An 18083-nucleotide genomic window follows, 5' to 3' on the forward strand; every position below is an offset into this window, starting at 1 on the left:
AACCAATCGGCAAAGATCGTGTTTTCTAGCGGAAAATTGCAGAGAATCAATTGTTTTGGAAATTTTTTTGACTGTCATACCCCGCTATACTATAATTAGACTGTTACGCACAAAACAGAGGTGAAGACCATGTTAGACCGTTTAAAATCAATTGAAGAACGCTATGAAAAGTTAAATGAATATTTAAGTGATCCTGAAGTGGTGAACGACCCTACGAAACTTCGTGAATATTCGAAGGAACAATCTGATATTCAAGAAACTGTTGAGGTATATAGACAATATCGTGCGGCATACGACCAGTTGAGCGAAGCGAAAGCAATGCTGGAAGATAAGTTGGATGCCGAGATGCGCGACATGGTCAAAGAAGAAATTTCAGAGCTCACAGAGGAAACAGAACGTTTAGAAGACGAGCTGAAAATCTTGCTGATCCCGAAAGATCCGAATGACAATAAAAACGTTATTGTGGAGGTTCGTGGTGCAGCAGGAGGAGAAGAGGCCGCGCTTTTTGCAGGAAACCTTTACCGTATGTACAGCCGTTATGCTGAAATGCAGGGCTGGAAAACAGAAGTCATGGAAGCGAGTGTGACTGGGACTGGCGGTTATAAAGAGATTATCTTTATGATTAGCGGGAAAGGCGCATATTCCAAACTAAAGTTTGAAAACGGCGCACACCGCGTGCAGCGTGTTCCGGAAACAGAATCAGGTGGACGGATTCATACATCAACAGCGACAGTGGCTGTCTTGCCTGAGGCTGAAGAAGTTGAAATTGATATCCATGAAAAGGACATCCGTGTAGATACTTTCACATCAAGTGGACCTGGCGGACAAAGTGTTAACACAACCATGTCTGCTGTTCGATTAACTCACCTTCCAACAGGAGTGGTTGTATCCTGTCAGGATGAGAAATCACAAATCAAAAACAAAGAGAAAGCCATGAAAGTATTACGTGCGAGAATTTATGATAAATTCCAGCGTGAAGCACAGGCTGAATATGATCAAACACGTAAATCTGCTGTTGGAACAGGGGATCGTTCAGAGCGTATCCGTACGTACAACTTCCCGCAAAACCGTGTAACAGACCACCGCATCGGATTGACGATTCAAAAGCTTGATCAAATTTTAGAAGGAAAACTTGACGAGGTCATTGATGCATTAATTATGGAAGACCAAGCAAGAAAGCTTCAAAATGCAAAATAATCAGCGAACCATCTTTGAAGCCCTTAAATGGGCTTCTTCTTTGTTAACGGAAGCCGGTAGAGACCAAAACGCAGCAGAGCTTCTTTTGATGCATGTATTGGACCTAAGCAGAAGTGAACTTCTTGCACGTTTTCATGATCAGTTGCCAGATGAGCAAGATCGGTTATTCCGCGAGTTTGTCACGCAGCACAAGAAAGGCGTGCCAGTTCAACATCTAATAGGTATTGAATTTTTTTACGGCCGTCCCTTCGAGGTGAACAAACATGTTCTCATTCCTCGACCTGAAACGGAAGAGGTCGTTTTGGCGGCGCTGAATTTGATGAGTGACATCTTCCCGCACGATCAGCCGCTCAAAGCAGTGGACGTGGGTACAGGAAGCGGGGCAATTGCGATTACGCTCGCTCTTGAGAAAGAAACACTATCTGTCACAGCGACGGATATTTCACATGAAGCACTTGCGGTAGCAAAGCGGAATCAACAAGCGCTTGGTGCAGATGTCCATTTTTTACAAGGGGACTTACTCGAACCGATCAAGGATCAAGGCATCAAAGTGGATCTGTTTATTTCTAACCCGCCTTATATTGCGGCAGACGAAATGGGCGGTTTGTCAGAGGTGGTCACGAAGCATGAGCCAGTAAATGCGCTGACAGATGGACGTGATGGTTTGTGGTTTTACAAGCGTCTCGTTCGTGATCTTCACCATGTACTTCATGAGCAGGCGGTCGTTGTCTTTGAAATCGGACATAAGCAAGCGCAAGATGTAAAAACACTTCTCTTGCAGTCATTTCCCGCGGCAGATGTCCGCATCGTCAAGGATATTAACGGGAAAGACCGAGCTGTTTGCGCACACATCAAAACGGAAAGTCCGGCTGAATAAAGTCGGACTATTTTATTATGTAAAGATGAAACTTATGGTAAAAGAGAAACGTATATATAGAAGAATGAACATTCTGATCATGATTTTTTTACATAAATTTGTTTTGAAGGAGCGAATGGTGTGAACAGAAGGTATGCGATGGTGTTGGTCATCGTCAGTGTACTATTGATTGTGAGTGCTTGTGGCAAACCGAGCTTTAAAAAAGAAGCAGCAGCATTTGGAGAAAGCTATAAAAAAGCACAATACACAGTGAATCGAACAGATGACCTAACTGACATGAAGGAGAAGTTGAAGTCTTATTTAACCGAGCATGAATATCAAGAATATACACAAGACAGCATGTTCCCGAGCGTATTAGAAGCAGCAAAGGATCAAGATTGTCAAATTAAGCTGAAGAAAATTACGTTTACGCCTTCAGATGAAAGCGATGACAGAATTGAATTTAACTATGAAATGATGATTCAATTTATTAATCAAAAAGGAAAAGTCAAAAAAGAAATCAAGAAAAAAGGAGCAATGACTGTCATCAAAACAGATGCAGGGCTAAAAATTAGCCGAGATTGGGATGGAAGACTCTACCCTTCCGATTACCAATCCTCACTCCAAAGCCGTTCTTAATGGAACGGTTTTTTTTCATTTGACTTACAATCTATTAAAAAAATCATCTTTTCTGTTTATGAGATGGGTTTCCTGGACACAATGTTTGTAGCGAAGAGAAAAAGTGGGGGGAACACATCATGTTTAAAAGTAAAATGATGATATGTCTTTATATGTTTCTATTATTATGCGGTGCTTTTGCAAACCTTGGCAAGGAAGAGACAGCGGCTGCTTCTGCGAATCAGCCTGTTGTGATACCAGATGAAGCCATTCGATTACGCATTTTAGCAAATAGTGATCGTTCAGCAGATCAGGATGTGAAAAGAAGCATACGTGACGAAGTCAATGCCAATATGACGGAATGGGTCAAAGACCTTACATCTATTGAAGAAGCAAGACGTGTGATTCGGTCCAAGCTGCCAGAAATCAATCGTATTGCCAAAGCGAAATTGAAGGAGCAGCACATTGATCAATCCGTATCAGTCAGCTTCCAAAAAGCCTCATTTCCAACAAAGCTTTATGGAAATTTCGTTTATCCTGCTGGGAAATATGAAGCCATTTTAATTACGCTAGGAGAAGGGGATGGAGCCAATTGGTGGTGTGTATTATTCCCGCCGCTTTGCTTTATCGATTTTTCAAATGGAGAAGCCATCGCATCGCCAGAGGGTGATGAAGAGAACGAAGTGACAGCCCAGCAAACAGATGAGTCTGTGAATGAAGCGGTCAAAGAAAAGAAAGAAGAGACGAGTGAAGTGAAATTCTTTTTATTTGATTGGGTCTCTAGTCTTTTCTCCTAAAAAAGGTATAAATCTGTTTTTACCTCATAGAGTTGAAGTAAGAGATCAAAAAGAGGTGAAAGCATGTATTATCAGTTAAGAATAGCCACAGAAGAAGATGCCCCAGCCATTAATGCTTTTCTTGAAAAAGGACAAGCGAAAGGCGGCGTCACACTTGCAGAGCGTACGACATTTGTTGTTATGGAAGATGCGGACGGTCAACTGGCAGGGTGTTTAGGTCTTGAGCAACTGAGTGAACAAGAGGGCTTGCTACGGTCTCTTGTCATATCAGATAAACTAGGTCAAGGACATATCGTGTCTTTATTCCAAAGTGTTCAAACGCTTGGAGGAAAAATAGGTGTGGATACGTTTTATGTCGTTGCCAACCACTCCTCCTCACATGATTTTTTAGCATTGATGGGCTTCACAGCTTTAGAGGATATTCCAGAAAGCATGTGGGTATCTGCACATGCAAAAGAGATCTTAGCGAAAGAACAGGCTGTGGTTCTTCAAAAAAAAGCCAGTTAATCACAATATATTGAACTTATACACATACTTATCCACCGTTAAACAAGCGTTATCCACAAATTGTGGACAACGCTTGTTTTATTGATCATCATCTTTTATACTTTCAAAAGGATAATTGAGATATATCAACAGTTTTATCTTTTTTAAAAGGAGTTTGTATGATGTTAAATACAAAAAGGTGGTCTGTGGATTTAGAAAAGGATTTATCCACATACTATCCACAAATTGAACAGGCAGCGCTGTTATTGAAGCAAAACGAAGTAGTCGCTTTTCCGACAGAAACGGTGTATGGACTAGGGGCTAATGCAAAAGAGACAGAAGCTGTCATGAAAATATATGAAGCGAAAGGGCGTCCAAGTGATAATCCATTGATTGTCCACATTGCCGAGGTTGAGCAGCTTCATGAATTTGCACAAATAGAAAGTGAAAGAGCAAAGGCATTGATGAAAGCCTTTTGGCCTGGTGCTTTAACCATTGTGCTTCCGTGTAAGCTGGGCACTTTATCAAAGCAGGTCACAGCGGGTTTATCCACGGTCGGTGTGAGAATGCCTGACCATCCGATTGCGCTTGAGCTTATCCGAACGGCTGGTCTGCCGATTGCCGCTCCAAGTGCCAACCGTTCAGGTAAACCTTCTCCGACACAAGCTGACCATGTAGCAAGTGATCTCGATGGGAGAATCGCTGGGATTGTCGATGGTGGTTCAACTGGTATTGGCGTTGAGTCAACGGTCGTATCCTGTGTGGATGAGATTCCAGTCATCCTAAGACCGGGCGGAATTACAAAAGAAGCTTTAGAAGAGGTAGTAGGAACGGTCAGTATTGACCCAGGGCTGACAAAAAAGGACGAAGCGCCTGTATCGCCAGGGATGAAATACACACACTATGCCCCTGAAGCTAAAATGTACCTTTTTCATGGAAGTGATGAAGAGTTGCAGCGTCACATTCAAACATACCAGACAGAAGGTTTAAAAGTGGGTGTGCTGACAACAGAAGAAAAGAAATCGTTGTTTGCGGCAGATGTTGTTTTCAGCTGTGGATGGAGAGAAAAACCTGAAACGATAGCAGCAAACTTATATCGCGTGCTGAGACAATTTGATGAGACAGATGTAGATGTTATTATTTCAGAAACCTTTTCAAAGCAGGGGGTTGGTTCAGCGATTATGAACCGTCTGCAAAAAGCGGCAGGAGGGCGCACTCTCTCTTCATTCAAATAGTTCTAACCCTTCTTGGACAAACATAGGTTAAAGGAGAATGCGTGTCCAAGGGGGATTTACATGTACGAACTAGCCGGCGAATTGCTGACGCTCAGCATCATGGCTTTTGCACTAGGGATGGATGCTTTTTCGGTTGGACTTGGCATGGGAATGATTCAGCTGAGGTTCCGCCAGATCATTTATATTGGACTTGTCATTGGGATATTTCATATGTTTATGCCGCTTTTTGGTATGCTAACAGGTCAACTCCTATCAGGCTGGCTCGGTCTCCTTGCCACCTATATCGGCGGGGCGCTGCTTTTGGTGCTCGGTCTGCAAATGATCATTGCGTCTATTCGAAAAGAAGATAAGCCATTTATCGCACCAGTTGGCGCTGGTCTTGTTCTTTTTGCAACAAGTGTCAGTTTAGATAGTTTTTCCGTTGGTTTAAGCCTTGGAATTTACGGTTCTCATGTATGGATGACCATTTTATTGTTTGGTTTTTTTAGTATGATCCTCACTTGGCTTGGATTATTACTCGGTAAACAGGTTCGATCATGGGTGGGATCCTATAGCGGGGCGCTTGGCGGAATCATTTTACTAGCCTTTGGTATCAAATTATTATTTCCGCTCTAGTCAGCCTCCTTACACAACATGTAGAATGAAATGCTATATAATAGAAGAAAAGGAGGGCGAAAGATGAAAATCTTATTTGTTTGTACGGGAAATACATGCAGAAGTCCGATGGCTCAAGCCCTTTTTGCTTCAATTGCACAAGATAAAGGTTTAGAGGTCACTGTGAAATCAGCGGGCATTTTTGCCTCAGATGCTGGGAAGGCTTCGCCTCAAGCAGTCGAAGCATTATTTGAGAAAAGCATTCCGCTGAATCACTCTTCAGCAAAACTGACAGAGGATCTTCTGCGAGAAGCTGATTACGTTTTCACCATGACCATGCAACATAAACAGTTGATTGTGGAACAATATGCACATGCAAAAGACAAGACCTTCACTCTAAAGGAATTCGCGACAGGAGCAGAAGGTGATGTATCCGATCCATTCGGAGGTAGCCTGTCTGTTTATCAGGAAACACGTGATGAGCTTGAAGGATTGCTCCATCAGCTGGCTGAGAAATTGAAAAAGGATCGGACATCCTCATAATGGACAACCTGTAAAACCGTTGCAATAACGGTTTTTCTGCTTTTGTTTGCAAATGGCCAAGCAGAGGTTAAAATATAACTGTAAATAAAGAATAAATGTAAGGCATAACAGATCAACTCACCCTTAGGAGGAATTGCCCGATGAAAGTAGCTATTGCATCCGATCACGGCGGAACGAATATTCGTGAAGAAATCAAACAACTGATGGATGAATTGAAGATTGAATACATTGATATGGGTTGTGAATGTGGATCAGGTTCTGTAGACTACCCAGATTATGCTTTTCCTGTAGCCAACATGGTGGTAAACGGAGAAGTGGACCGCGGCATTTTAATTTGCGGGACAGGCATCGGTATGAGTATCTCAGCAAACAAAGTAAAAGGAATTCGCTGTGCGCTGGCGCATGATACATTTAGTGCGAAAGCGACTAGAGAACATAATGACACAAACGTCCTTGCAATGGGAGAACGAGTCATTGGACCTGGATTAGCACGTGAAATTGCGCATATTTGGCTGACAACAGAGTTTACTGCAGGACGTCATGCTGTACGGATTGGTAAGATCGCTGAGTACGAAGAAAAGCACCTATAAGGAGCGCTTAACATGAACATTGGTCAAGATTGGCTTGGAATGTTAAAAGAGTTTCATCAAATGGTCGAACTGCGTGCTGGGCACATCTTAGTGATCGGATGCAGTACATCAGAAGTGGCTGGGGAGCATATTGGGACAGCAGGAAGTGAGCAAATCGCTGTGTCTATCTATCAAGAATTAGATCAGTTAAGACGAGAAACTGGCATTGAGCTGGCTTTCCAGTGCTGTGAGCATCTGAATCGTGCTCTTGTTGTGGAAGAAGAAGTGGCTTTCCGGCTTAACCTAGAGATTGTGGAGGCAGTACCTGTCCGAAAGGCGGGTGGTTCGATGGCGGCTCATGCGTATCAGCACATGGAACATCCTGTGTTAGTTGAATCCATCGAGGCGCATGCTGGAATTGATATTGGTGATACATTCATTGGGATGCATCTAAAGAGAGTCGCTGTACCTGTTCGCCTCAGTCGCCATCAATTAGGGCATGCACATGTGACATTTGCGAAAACGCGTCCGAAGCTGATTGGCGGAGAACGAGCGGTTTATACAAGATCATAGCTTAGATATATTCTAATAAAATATTGAATGATGAAGGCGCTTCACCACTTGAATATTCGGTTTTTCGCAAAAAAAGAAGTCGATTTTCCAAAAAAACTTTTACATTTCACTCAAAAACCGTGTACAATGAGATGGTGAAAACATCGAATGGAAATAGATTGGAGAGGATTTCGCTGATGAAACATTTACCTGAGCAAGACGCACAAGTATTCAAGGCAATTCAACTAGAGCGGAAACGCCAGCAGGACAAAATTGAATTAATTGCATCAGAAAACTTTGTAAGCGAAGCAGTCATGGAAGCCCAAGGTTCTGTATTAACAAACAAATATGCAGAGGGCTATCCTGGTAAACGCTACTATGGCGGCTGTGAACATGTAGACGTTGTAGAAGATATCGCACGTGACCGCGCAAAAGAAATTTTTGGCGCTGAGTATGTGAACGTACAGCCTCACTCAGGTGCTCAAGCGAACATGGCCGTATACTTTACCATTCTTGAGCATGGCGATACAGTGCTAGGTATGAACTTGTCACATGGCGGGCATTTAACACACGGAAGCCCTGTTAACTTTAGTGGTGTACAGTACAACTTTGTAGAATATGGTGTTGATAAAGAAACACAGCATATCGACTATCAAGATGTACTTGAAAAAGCACGTGAACATAAGCCGAAGCTCATTGTTGCGGGTGCAAGTGCATACCCACGTCAAATTGATTTCAAAAAGTTCCGTGAGATTGCGGATGAAGTCGGTGCTTACTTTATGGTCGACATGGCTCACATTGCAGGTCTTGTTGCAGTAGGTCTTCATCCAAATCCAGTTCCATATGCAGATTTTGTGACAACGACGACTCACAAAACATTACGTGGACCACGCGGCGGAATGATTCTATGCCGTGAAGAGTTTGGTAAAAAGATCGACAAATCGATCTTCCCTGGTATTCAAGGTGGACCACTGATGCATGTCATCTCTGCAAAAGCTGTTTCTTTCGGTGAAGTATTGAACGGAGATTTTAAAACATATGCACAAAACGTCATTGACAATGCAAAGCAGTTAGCTGAAACCCTTTTATCTGAAGATATTCAGCTTGTGTCTGGTGGAACGGATAACCACCTTGTTCTTATCGACTTGCGTTCTCTTGGCATCACAGGAAAAATTGCAGAAAATGTTCTTGATGAAATCGGTATTACAGTGAACAAAAATGCGATTCCTTATGATCCAGAAAAACCTTTTGTCACAAGTGGTGTACGTGTTGGTACAGCAGCAGTGACAAGCCGCGGTTTCGACCAAGAGGCAATGAAAGAAGTCGGTTCTATTATTGCGCTTGCTCTCAAACATCATGAAGATGAAGCGAAATTAGAAGAAGCGAAAAAGCGTGTATCTGATCTGACTGCCCGCTTTCCTCTATATAACGAATTAGATTATTAAAAAGCAGACCCATTTGCCTATTTTTGGCATGTGGGTTTTTTTTGTAGGATTTGCGAATCATATTGAAAGATGATGTCTTTTTATGTAGAATTGTAGGAAGTGTGCAAAGTTCACCGGAAGATGACAGAAAAGGAGTTGTAGCAAGCTATGGCAAAGGTTTATGTATTTGATCACCCGCTTATTCAACACAAACTTACATATATTCGTGACGTTCATACAGGAACAAAAGAATTTAGAGAGCTAGTGGATGAAGTCGCAACATTAATGGCATTTGAAATCACAAGAGATCTACCGCTTGAAGAGGTAGATGTAGAAACACCTGTACAAGTAGCAAAATCAAACGTGATCTCAGGGAAGAAACTCGGTGTTGTGCCAATTTTAAGAGCAGGTCTTGGAATGGTGGACGGGATTTTGAAACTCATTCCAGCTGCTAAAGTGGGACATGTCGGTTTATACCGTGATCCGAAAACATTAAAACCTGTTGAATATTATGTGAAGCTTCCATCTGATGTGGAAGAGCGTGAATTTATCGTAGTAGATCCAATGCTTGCAACTGGTGGTTCAGCAGTCGAAGCATTAAACAGCTTGAAAAAACGCGGGGCGAAAAACATTCGCTTCATGTGTCTGATTGCTGCTCCTGAAGGTGTAGAAGAAATGCAAAAGCACCATCCTGATGTTGATATCTACATTGCAGCATTAGATGAGAAATTAAACGAAAAAGGTTACATTATCCCAGGTCTTGGTGATGCCGGTGACCGTATGTATGGAACGAAATAACATGTTTTAATAAAAGCCCACATGCAAACGTGCATGTGGGCTTTTTGAAATATATGACAAACGGTTGATATCGTTCTTAGAAAAATCAATGTATACTGAACATTAGCTGTTTTTTTCAATGAATGTCACGGGTCTCCTAAAGTTTGATGAAATTGTGAACATTTTGTGTGCTCTATCATTATAGAAAAGTTTTTTAACTTTCAACGGATTGACACATCATAGACGCTATTGTATGCTAAACGAGGGTATTATGGTAAGGTTTTCATAGCCTATAGCACTCTACTAATCCTCATTGTGAACCCTTTAATAATCAGGGTTTGTATCAGCGAATGAAGCAACATCCCATAGATCATTAGATTTCAAGTCTGATTGTGCAATTAGACCGATGGGTGATTGATTTTTTTCGAACAGGACTGCTTATCATAAGCGTCTTCTACGCAGTTTTCATCACCATTTATCACCTTTTTTACAATACTTTTCATCGGGAGTCAGATGAATGAACGATCCAAACGCGATTTTCCGCAGACAGAGTAAATACATGTTCTATCTATTGGCAATTTTTGTGTTTGGCTATGCCATGCCTGGTTTTAAACCACTGTTTCTTGGTTTGATTATCGGCACAATTTTTGCTTTCTTTAATTTATTCCTTCTTATACGGAGAATGCACGCTTTTGATCGAGCGGTTAAAAAAGGAAAATCCATTCGTTCAATGGGAAGTACAGCCAGGTGGGCCAACGCAATTCTCGCAGTAGCGATTGCTTGGCGTTACCCTAATGAAGTTCATCTGGCAGGTGTTGTTATAGGATTAATGACAATATATCCTGTCATTATGATAGATTCCTTCATTCAACTTAAACGTTCTACTATGGAAGAGAGGTGAATACTCTTTGGGTCACAGTTCAAAAACGACAGAATTTTTAGGGTTAACGTTCAACTTATCCAATGTTCTCATGATTACGATTGCTAGTATCATCGTTCTTCTCATAGCGGTGCTGACTACTCGTGTTCTGTCTATTCGTCCGACAAAGGCGCAGAACTTCATGGAATGGATTGTTGATTTTGTTCGAAATATCATAGGTAGTTCGATGGACATGAAAACAGGAGCCCCATTTCTAGCGCTAGGCGTTACATTACTCATGTACATATTTGTTTCAAACATGCTTGGACTGCCATTTTCGATTTCGGTCGATCACAACTTGTGGTGGAAATCACCAACAGCAGACCCTGCAATCACAATGACACTAGCGATTATGGTCATGGGATTGACACATTACTATGGTGTCAAGGCAAAAGGAGTCAAGGAATATACGAAAGACTACTTTAGACCAATTCCGCTTTTAGTACCATTGAAACTAATTGAAGAATTTGCAAACACGTTAACACTCGGTTTGCGTCTTTATGGAAACATTTTTGCTGGAGAGATTCTTCTTGGTTTGCTTGCAGGACTTGCGACCAATTTCTACACGCAAAATATTGCGCTTGGTATCGTTGGTACATTAGGTGCCATCGTGCCGATGATTGTATGGCAGGCATTCAGTTTGTTTGTCGGAACAATCCAAGCATTTATCTTCACCATGCTGACAATGGTGTACATTTCTCATAAAGTCAGCGACGAACACTAAAAAATTGAGAGTCCAAAATGGACGTTATTTTAAAGGAGGAGCTTTTTAATGAATTTAATAGCAGCAGCAATTGCAATCGGTTTGGGAGCACTAGGAGCAGGTATTGGTAACGGTCTAATCGTATCTAAAACAGTTGAAGGAATCGCTCGTCAGCCAGAAGCTGGTAGAGAACTAAGAACACTTATGTTCATCGGGGTAGCTTTAGTTGAGGCACTTCCAATTATCGCTGTCGTTATCGCATTCTTGGCATTCTTTGGTTAATATGTGAGAAGCGTTCTAATATGAATTTTAATGGCGAAGATCAGATTAGTTCGAAACTTCGCCATTCCTTTATGTTTTGTTTCTTAACATATTATTTAAAGAAGGGAGTTGCCGTACTAAATGTCTCAGTTACCAGTGGTTTTAGGAGCAGGTGGCTTAAGTTTCAACGCTGGAGATATGATATTCCAGCTAATCGCTATGCTCATCTTGCTTGCACTTTTAAAGAAATTTGCGCTTAAGCCTTTATTAGGGATTATGAAACAGCGTGAAGATTATATAGGAAATGAAATTTCAAGTGCTGAACAAAAGCACGTTCAAGCTGAAAAACTTCTTGAAGAACAACGTGTCTTATTGAAAGAAGCACGCGAAGAATCACATACACTCATCGAAAATGCGAAAAAGATTGGTGAGAAACAAAAAGAAGAGATCATTCAAGCAGCACGTCAAGAGTCAGAGCGCTTGAAAGAGTCTGCTAGAACTGAAATCGTGAAAGAAAAAGAACAAGCTGTGGCTGCACTGCGCGAGCAGGTTGCATCACTATCTGTACTTATTGCATCTAAAGTGATTGAAAGAGAACTTGATGAGCAAGCACAAGAGAAATTGATTCAAGAGTATCTTAAAGAGGCAGGCGAAAGCCGATGAGCGTGACTATTGTCTCTAAGCGTTACGCTTCTGCTCTTTTTGACATCGTTCTTGCTTCTTCGGCAGTAGACGAAACTGAAAAAGAGCTGAATGAGATCAAAAAAGTTCTAAAGGCTGACCAAGAATTGAATGACTTTCTTGTTCATCCAAAGATTACGGCAGACAAAAAGAAACATTTGATCGCAGAAGCTTTCAAAGGTGTTTCGACACATGTATTGCACACAATGTATTTATTGATTGACCGCGGACGCACGAATATTTTCTCTGAAATGACGTCTGAGTTTGTGAAACTGGCAAACCGCACGAAACAAATAGACGATGCGATCGTGTACTCAGTGAAACCGCTGAGCGGTGCTGAAATTCAATCTTTATCTGAAGTATTTGCCAAAAAAGCCGGAGTCACATCACTGCGTGTTGAAAATGTGATTGACAAGGATCTAATAGGCGGAGTGAAAATCCGTATCGGAAACCGCATTTATGACGGCAGTGTCAGCGGAAAGCTTTCCCGCATTGAACGTCAGCTTGCAGGCGAAAATCGTTAGAAGGGGTGAAACCTTAGTGAGTATCAAAGCTGAAGAGATTAGCGCGCTGATAAAGCAGCAAATCCAAAACTATCAATCTGAAATTGAAGTAAAAGATGTCGGTACAGTCATCCAAGTAGGGGACGGTATCGCGCGTGTACATGGCCTTGACAACATTATGGCAGGAGAGCTGGTTGAGTTCTCTAACGGTGTAATGGGTATGGCTCAAAACCTTGAGGAGTCTAACGTAGGTATCGTTATTTTAGGACCTTACAAAGATATCCGCGAAGGTGACGACGTAAAACGTACAGGTCGTATCATGGAGGTTCCAGTTGGTGAAGAGTTAATCGGACGTATTGTGAACCCACTTGGTCAGCCTGTTGATGGACTGGGTCCAATTTTAACAAGCAAAACTCGTCCAATCGAAAGTGAAGCACCAGGCGTTATGGATCGTAAATCTGTACATGAGCCGCTTCAAACAGGGATTAAAGCAATTGATGCCTTGATTCCAATCGGACGCGGACAGCGTGAATTGATCATTGGTGACCGTCAAACAGGTAAAACATCTGTTGCAATTGATACGATCCTAAACCAAAAAGATCAAGACATGATCTGTATTTATGTAGCGATTGGACAAAAAGAATCAACAGTTCGTGGTGTTGTTGAAACACTTCGTAAGCATGGTGCGCTTGATTACACAATTGTAGTCACGGCTTCTGCATCACAGCCAGCTCCACTTCTTTACCTTGCTCCTTATGCAGGTGTAACGATGGGTGAGGAATTCATGTATAACGGCAAGCACGTTCTTGTTGTATATGATGATCTTTCTAAACAAGCGGCAGCTTACCGTGAGCTTTCATTATTGCTTCGTCGTCCTCCAGGTCGTGAGGCATTCCCTGGTGATGTTTTCTATCTTCACTCTCGTTTATTAGAGCGTGCAGCGAAGCTTAGTGACGCAAAGGGTGGCGGTTCTATCACAGCATTGCCTTTCGTAGAAACGCAAGCTGGCGATATCTCTGCATATATCCCAACAAACGTTATTTCAATCACAGATGGACAGATCTTCTTACAATCTGACCTCTTCTTCTCAGGCGTACGTCCAGCAGTAAACGCAGGATTGTCTGTATCCCGTGTAGGTGGTTCTGCACAAATCAAAGCGATGAAAAAGGTAGCAGGTACACTTCGTCTGGATCTTGCTTCTTATCGTGAGCTTGAAGCCTTCGCTCAATTTGGATCTGATTTAGACCAAGCGACTCAAGCAAAATTAAACCGTGGTGCTAGAACAGTTGAAGTCTTAAAACAAGACTTGAACAAACCGCTTAAAGTTGAAAAACAAGTAGCGATTCTTTATGCACTCACAAGAGGATACTTAGACGATGTTGCGGTTGCTGATGTCAAACGTTTCGAAGCTGAGTTATTCATGTACATTGAAGAAAACCATAAAGGATTGTTTGACACGATCTCTCAAACAGGAAACATGCCTGCTGATGAAGAGTGGAATACAGCAATCGAAGGCTTTAAACGTACGTTTGCACCAAGCAACTAATTAGTAATCTTTCCGAGAGAAAAAGATTCTCTTTTTCTCTCTTTTCACGTAAATGAACACGGATTCCTGAAAAAAGGTGGTGAAATCTTTGGCCTCATTACGCGATATAAAGTCAAGGATCACGTCAACGAAAAAATCGAGTCAGATCACAAAAGCGATGCAAATGGTATCAGCTGCGAAACTGAATCGTGCTGAAAACAATGCGAAGTCTTTTGTTCCTTACATGGAGAAAATCCAGGAAGTGGTTGCTGCAATCGCAACTGGAACAAGTGCTAAGCACCCAATGCTTCTTTCAAGACCTGTCAAGAAAACAGGATATCTCGTCATTACATCTGATCGAGGACTTGCAGGACCTTTTAACAGCTCGATTTTGCGTGCCGCTTACCAAACCATTCAATCTCGTCATCAGTCAGCTGATGAATATGCGGTGATTGTGATTGGTAAAATCGGACGCGACTTCTTCAAAAAGCGCGGTATTCCAGTTATTTCTGAAGTAACAGGGCTTGGAGACGAAGTAGCGTTTGCTGATATTAAAGAATTAGCAAGCAGTACAGTTCAAATGTTCTCTGATGAAGCGTTTGACGAACTTTACATGTTCTATAACCACTTTGTCAGTGCCATTTCACAAGAAGTAACAGAGAAGAAATTATTGCCGCTAACGGACATTTCAGCCGCAGCGACACCTAATAAACGATCCGCATCTTATGAGTTTGAGCCTTCTGAAGAAGAAATTCTTGAAGTTCTCCTTCCTCAATATGCTGAGAGTTTGATTTTCGGTGCGCTTCTTGACAGTAAAGCAAGTGAACATGCTGCAAGAATGACAGCAATGAAGAGTGCAACAGACAATGCAAAAGAATTGATCGACAGCCTGACACTCTCTTACAACCGTGCTCGTCAAGCAGCGATTACACAAGAGATTACAGAAATTGTCGGCGGAGCAGCTGCCTTAGAATAGAAATAATTGTCAGGAGGGAATGCAATGAAAACAGGACGCATCAGTCAGATCATGGGACCAGTCGTAGACGTTCGTTTTGAAGATGGTCACTTGCCTGAGATTTATAATGCGATCAGAGTTTCGCATAAAGCGGAGAGTGAAAGCGAAGTTGATATCGACTTAACTTTAGAAGTAGCACTACATTTAGGTGACGATACAGTGAGAACCATCGCAATGGCTTCAACAGATGGTGTGAAGCGTGGTATGGAAGCTGTAGACCTTGGAAAACCAATTTCAGTACCAGTTGGTAACGTAACACTTGGACGTGTATTCAACGTACTGGGAGATAACATTGATTTAGATGAGCCACTTGGTGTGGAAGCTCAAAGAGATCCAATCCACAGACAAGCGCCTTCATTTGATCAACTTTCTACAGAAGTTGAAATTCTTGAAACGGGTATTAAAGTTGTTGACCTTCTTGCTCCTTACATCAAGGGCGGAAAAATCGGTCTATTCGGTGGAGCTGGTGTAGGTAAAACCGTTCTGATTCAAGAATTAATCAACAACATCGCACAAGAACACGGCGGTATTTCTGTATTCGCTGGTGTGGGAGAGCGTACACGTGAAGGAAACGACCTTTACTACGAAATGAAAGATTCTGGCGTTATCGAAAAAACAGCCATGGTCTTCGGACAAATGAACGAGCCACCAGGTGCACGTATGCGTGTTGCCCTAACTGGTTTGACAATGGCAGAGCATTTCCGTGATGAACTAGGTCAAGACGTATTGTTCTTCATCGATAACATCTATCGCTTTACACAAGCAGGTTCTGAAGTATCAGCCCTTCTAGGACGTATGCCTTCAGCGGTAGGTTATCAGCCGACACTTGCAACAGAAATGGGTCAGCTGCAAGAGCGTATCACGTCTACAAACGTAGGATCGGTTACATCGATTCAAGCGATCTATGTACCTGCGGATGACTACACGGATCCAGCTCCAGCAACAACGTTCGCTCACCTTGATGCAACGACAAACCTTGAGCGTAAGCTGACTGAAATGGGTATCTACCCAGCGGTTGATCCTCTTGCTTCAACATCTCGTGCACTTGCACCTGAGATCGTTGGCGAAGAGCACTATGCCATTGCGCGTGAAGTGCAGCAAACATTGCAGCGTTATAAAGAATTACAAGATATCATTGCCATTTTAGGTATGGATGAATTATCAGAGGACGATAAGCTTGTGGTACACAGAGCGCGTCGTGTTCAATTCTTCCTATCTCAAAACTTCCACGTAGCAGAGCAGTTCACTGGCCAAAAAGGTTCTTACGTGCCATTGAAAGAAACTGTTAAAGGCTTCAAGGAAATCTTATCTGGTAAATACGATCACCTTCCAGAAGATGCATTCCGCTTAGTTGGACGCATTGAAGAAGTGGTTGAAAAAGCCAAAGAGATGGGTGTAGAGGCCTAATCTGGTCCTTAGGAGGGTAAAAGCATGAAGACCGTTCAAGTCAATATCGTTACTCCCGACGGCCCAGTGTATCAAGCGGATGTGGAAATGGTCAGTGTCAGAGCAGAAAGCGGTGAGCTTGGTATTTTAGCTGGCCACGTTCCAATGGTTGCTCCGCTAAAAATCGGTGCAGTTCGCTTAAAACATAGTGGATCAACTGAATTGGTTGCAGTAAGTGGCGGATTTGTTGAAGTTCGCCCTGAACAAGTAACCATTCTTGCTCAGGCCGCTGAAACATCAGATAAAGTTGATGTCGATCGTGCGAAATCAGCGAAACAGCGTGCTGAAGAGCATTTGAACCACCCGAATGAAAGTGATGTACGCCGGGCGGAACTCGCATTAAAACGGGCGTTAAACCGTTTAAATGTAGCAGGGAAATAAAACAGAAAATCCTTCTTATCACAATGATAAGAAGGATTTTTTTAAAGTGACATGAGCGATTGGTACATCGACACATATGGATGAGAATCCTGTTTTTCAAGATATAAGTGCTCGCAAAACTGCGTACTATGCCACGTTTTATTGTGACGGCGCAACCCCAGCGTATATTGATGTGGAGAGTCCATATAAGGCCGTACCACCCAGTCAGCATCTGAATGATGACGAAGGACAACCTCTCCCATATACACACTCAACATCGCTTCTAATGCATCTATTGGCATTTTCCACTCGGCAAACAGCTGCTTGGTAAATGCATCAAAGTAAAGTGATTCTAACTGATACAGGCTCTCCTCAGAGTAATCCAAAGAAATGTTATGAAAATGACACAATTGCGCTAATTCTTCTAGCTGTGTCTGTCTATAATCAAAGTAGAAAGCAATGGCCTCCCATTCATGATCAAATGAGGGAACCAGTTCTCCGTACAAATCAACAAAGTCAGGAAAAGAATCTTTCAATGTGTTCAGCTCCTTCCACACGCAGTATATCATCTCCTTGGCACCAGGATAAGAGGGGATTCACTCTAAATGTAGCTCTTTTTTCCAAATGATTCATCTTTCCGATTTTCGAGGATATAATGAAAGGGAGTTTTCCTTTACAGAAATAAATAAAAGGAGGATTCAACTGTATGGAAGACGTAGGACAACAAGCAATCGTGAGTATTGTGATCCACCTGTTTTTTATTGCAATTACATGGTGGGCATTGCTTGCTATAAATATTGACCCACTGATTAAAAAAGGGAAAATCGTTCAGGCAAGATTGCTGATGATGCTCATTACCATTGCTATTGCATCTGCAGTCAGCAATTTCTTCCTTGATTACTTAAATTTCTCCAGACAAATACCTTATATGTTCTAACATAAAAGGTTTGGTCACTGCCTTATGCGGGAACGTAAAAAGAAGTGTCAAAAGTATGGCCTTTGATGACTTTTCCACGTATGCA

At 42.1% G+C, this 18083-nt stretch carries 23 protein-coding genes; 22 read left to right on the forward strand and 1 reads right to left on the reverse strand.

Annotated elements, in window-relative coordinates; all coding sequences use genetic code 11:
• Positions 1–129: 129 nt before the first annotated feature.
• From prfA to GPS65_RS01885, 21 genes are all read left to right on the forward strand, one after another.
• Positions 130–1197: a peptide chain release factor 1 gene (gene prfA, locus GPS65_RS01785; RefSeq protein ID WP_012011562.1), complete on the forward strand. Its 1068-nt coding sequence runs from the start codon at positions 130–132 to the stop codon at positions 1195–1197.
• Entirely contained in the window at positions 1187–2074 is an 888-nt protein-coding gene (prmC, locus tag GPS65_RS01790; RefSeq protein WP_012011561.1) for a peptide chain release factor N(5)-glutamine methyltransferase, read from the forward strand. Before prfA ends, prmC begins: the two co-directional genes overlap by 11 nt.
• Before the next feature lie 138 nt (positions 2075–2212).
• The gene (locus tag GPS65_RS01795) at positions 2213–2692 is read left to right on the forward strand and encodes a hypothetical protein (protein WP_012011560.1); all 480 of its coding nucleotides are present in this window, start codon (positions 2213–2215) and stop codon (positions 2690–2692) included.
• Between the two features lie 119 nt (positions 2693–2811).
• On the forward strand, positions 2812–3468 hold the full coding sequence (spoIIR, locus tag GPS65_RS01800) for a stage II sporulation protein R (RefSeq protein ID WP_088003371.1): 657 nt from the start codon (positions 2812–2814) through the stop codon (positions 3466–3468).
• Between the two features lie 63 nt (positions 3469–3531).
• A complete protein-coding gene (locus tag GPS65_RS01805) occupies positions 3532–3975 on the forward strand; it encodes a GNAT family N-acetyltransferase (RefSeq protein ID WP_012011558.1) in 444 nt (147 codons plus the stop codon).
• Between the two features lie 161 nt (positions 3976–4136).
• A complete protein-coding gene (locus tag GPS65_RS01810) occupies positions 4137–5189 on the forward strand; it encodes an L-threonylcarbamoyladenylate synthase (protein ID WP_081112344.1) in 1053 nt (350 codons plus the stop codon).
• 60 nt (positions 5190–5249) lie between these two features.
• Positions 5250–5804 (forward strand): manganese efflux pump MntP, encoded by a 555-nt coding sequence (locus tag GPS65_RS01815; protein ID WP_012011556.1) that lies wholly within the window; start codon positions 5250–5252, stop codon positions 5802–5804.
• A gap of 63 nt (positions 5805–5867) precedes the next feature.
• A complete protein-coding gene (locus GPS65_RS01820; RefSeq protein ID WP_012011555.1) occupies positions 5868–6326 on the forward strand; it encodes a low molecular weight protein arginine phosphatase in 459 nt (152 codons plus the stop codon).
• A gap of 140 nt (positions 6327–6466) precedes the next feature.
• Positions 6467–6916 (forward strand): ribose 5-phosphate isomerase B, encoded by a 450-nt coding sequence (gene rpiB, locus GPS65_RS01825; RefSeq protein WP_012011554.1) that lies wholly within the window; start codon positions 6467–6469, stop codon positions 6914–6916.
• A gap of 12 nt (positions 6917–6928) precedes the next feature.
• Complete coding sequence (locus tag GPS65_RS01830) at positions 6929–7468, forward strand: TIGR01440 family protein (RefSeq protein ID WP_012011553.1); 540 nt, start codon at positions 6929–6931, stop codon at positions 7466–7468.
• 176 nt (positions 7469–7644) lie between these two features.
• Complete coding sequence (gene glyA / locus GPS65_RS01835) at positions 7645–8892, forward strand: serine hydroxymethyltransferase (RefSeq protein WP_012011552.1); 1248 nt, start codon at positions 7645–7647, stop codon at positions 8890–8892.
• Between the two features lie 147 nt (positions 8893–9039).
• Entirely contained in the window at positions 9040–9669 is a 630-nt protein-coding gene (upp, locus tag GPS65_RS01840; RefSeq protein WP_003214553.1) for a uracil phosphoribosyltransferase, read from the forward strand.
• A gap of 496 nt (positions 9670–10165) precedes the next feature.
• Entirely contained in the window at positions 10166–10549 is a 384-nt protein-coding gene (locus GPS65_RS01845) for an ATP synthase subunit I (RefSeq protein WP_003215321.1), read from the forward strand.
• Between the two features lie 7 nt (positions 10550–10556).
• Positions 10557–11291: a F0F1 ATP synthase subunit A gene (gene atpB / locus GPS65_RS01850; RefSeq protein WP_088003385.1), complete on the forward strand. Its 735-nt coding sequence runs from the start codon at positions 10557–10559 to the stop codon at positions 11289–11291.
• 48 nt (positions 11292–11339) lie between these two features.
• Positions 11340–11552, forward strand: coding sequence for a F0F1 ATP synthase subunit C (gene atpE, locus GPS65_RS01855; RefSeq protein ID WP_003214968.1), 213 nt, complete (start codon positions 11340–11342; stop codon positions 11550–11552).
• A gap of 120 nt (positions 11553–11672) precedes the next feature.
• Positions 11673–12194 carry a F0F1 ATP synthase subunit B gene (gene atpF, locus GPS65_RS01860; protein WP_003214532.1) on the forward strand — a complete coding sequence of 174 codons (522 nt, stop codon included), beginning with the start codon at positions 11673–11675 and terminating at the stop codon, positions 12192–12194.
• Entirely contained in the window at positions 12191–12736 is a 546-nt protein-coding gene (locus tag GPS65_RS01865; protein ID WP_012011549.1) for a F0F1 ATP synthase subunit delta, read from the forward strand. The genes atpF and GPS65_RS01865 overlap by 4 nt, the downstream gene beginning before the upstream one ends.
• Before the next feature lie 16 nt (positions 12737–12752).
• A complete protein-coding gene (gene atpA / locus GPS65_RS01870) occupies positions 12753–14261 on the forward strand; it encodes a F0F1 ATP synthase subunit alpha (protein ID WP_012011548.1) in 1509 nt (502 codons plus the stop codon).
• An 88-nt stretch (positions 14262–14349) separates the two neighbouring features.
• Positions 14350–15216 (forward strand): F0F1 ATP synthase subunit gamma, encoded by an 867-nt coding sequence (locus GPS65_RS01875; RefSeq protein WP_012011547.1) that lies wholly within the window; start codon positions 14350–14352, stop codon positions 15214–15216.
• A gap of 24 nt (positions 15217–15240) precedes the next feature.
• Positions 15241–16662, forward strand: a complete 1422-nt coding sequence (atpD, locus tag GPS65_RS01880; protein ID WP_012011546.1) for a F0F1 ATP synthase subunit beta — start codon at positions 15241–15243, stop codon at positions 16660–16662.
• A 24-nt stretch (positions 16663–16686) separates the two neighbouring features.
• A complete protein-coding gene (locus GPS65_RS01885; RefSeq protein ID WP_003214592.1) occupies positions 16687–17082 on the forward strand; it encodes a F0F1 ATP synthase subunit epsilon in 396 nt (131 codons plus the stop codon).
• Positions 17083–17123: 41 nt separating this feature from the next.
• On the opposite strand, the gene GPS65_RS01890 is transcribed toward GPS65_RS01885, so the two are convergent.
• On the reverse strand, positions 17124–17630 hold the full coding sequence (locus GPS65_RS01890; RefSeq protein WP_012011545.1) for a hypothetical protein: 507 nt from the start codon (positions 17628–17630) through the stop codon (positions 17124–17126).
• Between the two features lie 137 nt (positions 17631–17767).
• Here GPS65_RS01890 and GPS65_RS01895 point away from each other — a divergent pair, with 137 nt between their 5' ends.
• Complete coding sequence (locus GPS65_RS01895; RefSeq protein ID WP_012011544.1) at positions 17768–17998, forward strand: DUF1146 family protein; 231 nt, start codon at positions 17768–17770, stop codon at positions 17996–17998.
• The last annotated feature ends 85 nt before the right edge of the window (positions 17999–18083 follow it).

Origin of the sequence: Bacillus pumilus (genome assembly GCF_009937765.1) — a bacterium.
Classification (GTDB): domain Bacteria; phylum Bacillota; class Bacilli; order Bacillales; family Bacillaceae; genus Bacillus; species Bacillus pumilus_O.

Coding starts and splice junctions, on each gene's coding strand:
- GPS65_RS01810 (WP_081112344.1), top strand. CDS start 4,137: ATGTTAAATACAAAAAGGTGGTCTGTGGATTTAGAAAAGGATTTATCC.
- spoIIR (WP_088003371.1), top strand. CDS start 2,812: ATGTTTAAAAGTAAAATGATGATATGTCTTTATATGTTTCTATTATTA.
- upp (WP_003214553.1), top strand. CDS start 9,040: ATGGCAAAGGTTTATGTATTTGATCACCCGCTTATTCAACACAAACTT.
- GPS65_RS01865 (WP_012011549.1), top strand. CDS start 12,191: ATGAGCGTGACTATTGTCTCTAAGCGTTACGCTTCTGCTCTTTTTGAC.
- GPS65_RS01820 (WP_012011555.1), top strand. CDS start 5,868: ATGAAAATCTTATTTGTTTGTACGGGAAATACATGCAGAAGTCCGATG.
- GPS65_RS01805 (WP_012011558.1), top strand. CDS start 3,532: ATGTATTATCAGTTAAGAATAGCCACAGAAGAAGATGCCCCAGCCATT.
- rpiB (WP_012011554.1), top strand. CDS start 6,467: ATGAAAGTAGCTATTGCATCCGATCACGGCGGAACGAATATTCGTGAA.
- atpD (WP_012011546.1), top strand. CDS start 15,241: ATGAAAACAGGACGCATCAGTCAGATCATGGGACCAGTCGTAGACGTT.
- atpF (WP_003214532.1), top strand. CDS start 11,673: ATGTCTCAGTTACCAGTGGTTTTAGGAGCAGGTGGCTTAAGTTTCAAC.
- GPS65_RS01890 (WP_012011545.1), bottom strand. CDS start 17,630: ATGATATACTGCGTGTGGAAGGAGCTGAACACATTGAAAGATTCTTTT.
- GPS65_RS01895 (WP_012011544.1), top strand. CDS start 17,768: ATGGAAGACGTAGGACAACAAGCAATCGTGAGTATTGTGATCCACCTG.
- prfA (WP_012011562.1), top strand. CDS start 130: ATGTTAGACCGTTTAAAATCAATTGAAGAACGCTATGAAAAGTTAAAT.
- GPS65_RS01845 (WP_003215321.1), top strand. CDS start 10,166: ATGAACGATCCAAACGCGATTTTCCGCAGACAGAGTAAATACATGTTC.
- glyA (WP_012011552.1), top strand. CDS start 7,645: ATGAAACATTTACCTGAGCAAGACGCACAAGTATTCAAGGCAATTCAA.
- GPS65_RS01795 (WP_012011560.1), top strand. CDS start 2,213: ATGGTGTTGGTCATCGTCAGTGTACTATTGATTGTGAGTGCTTGTGGC.
- prmC (WP_012011561.1), top strand. CDS start 1,187: ATGCAAAATAATCAGCGAACCATCTTTGAAGCCCTTAAATGGGCTTCT.
- GPS65_RS01885 (WP_003214592.1), top strand. CDS start 16,687: ATGAAGACCGTTCAAGTCAATATCGTTACTCCCGACGGCCCAGTGTAT.
- atpE (WP_003214968.1), top strand. CDS start 11,340: ATGAATTTAATAGCAGCAGCAATTGCAATCGGTTTGGGAGCACTAGGA.
- GPS65_RS01815 (WP_012011556.1), top strand. CDS start 5,250: ATGTACGAACTAGCCGGCGAATTGCTGACGCTCAGCATCATGGCTTTT.
- GPS65_RS01830 (WP_012011553.1), top strand. CDS start 6,929: ATGAACATTGGTCAAGATTGGCTTGGAATGTTAAAAGAGTTTCATCAA.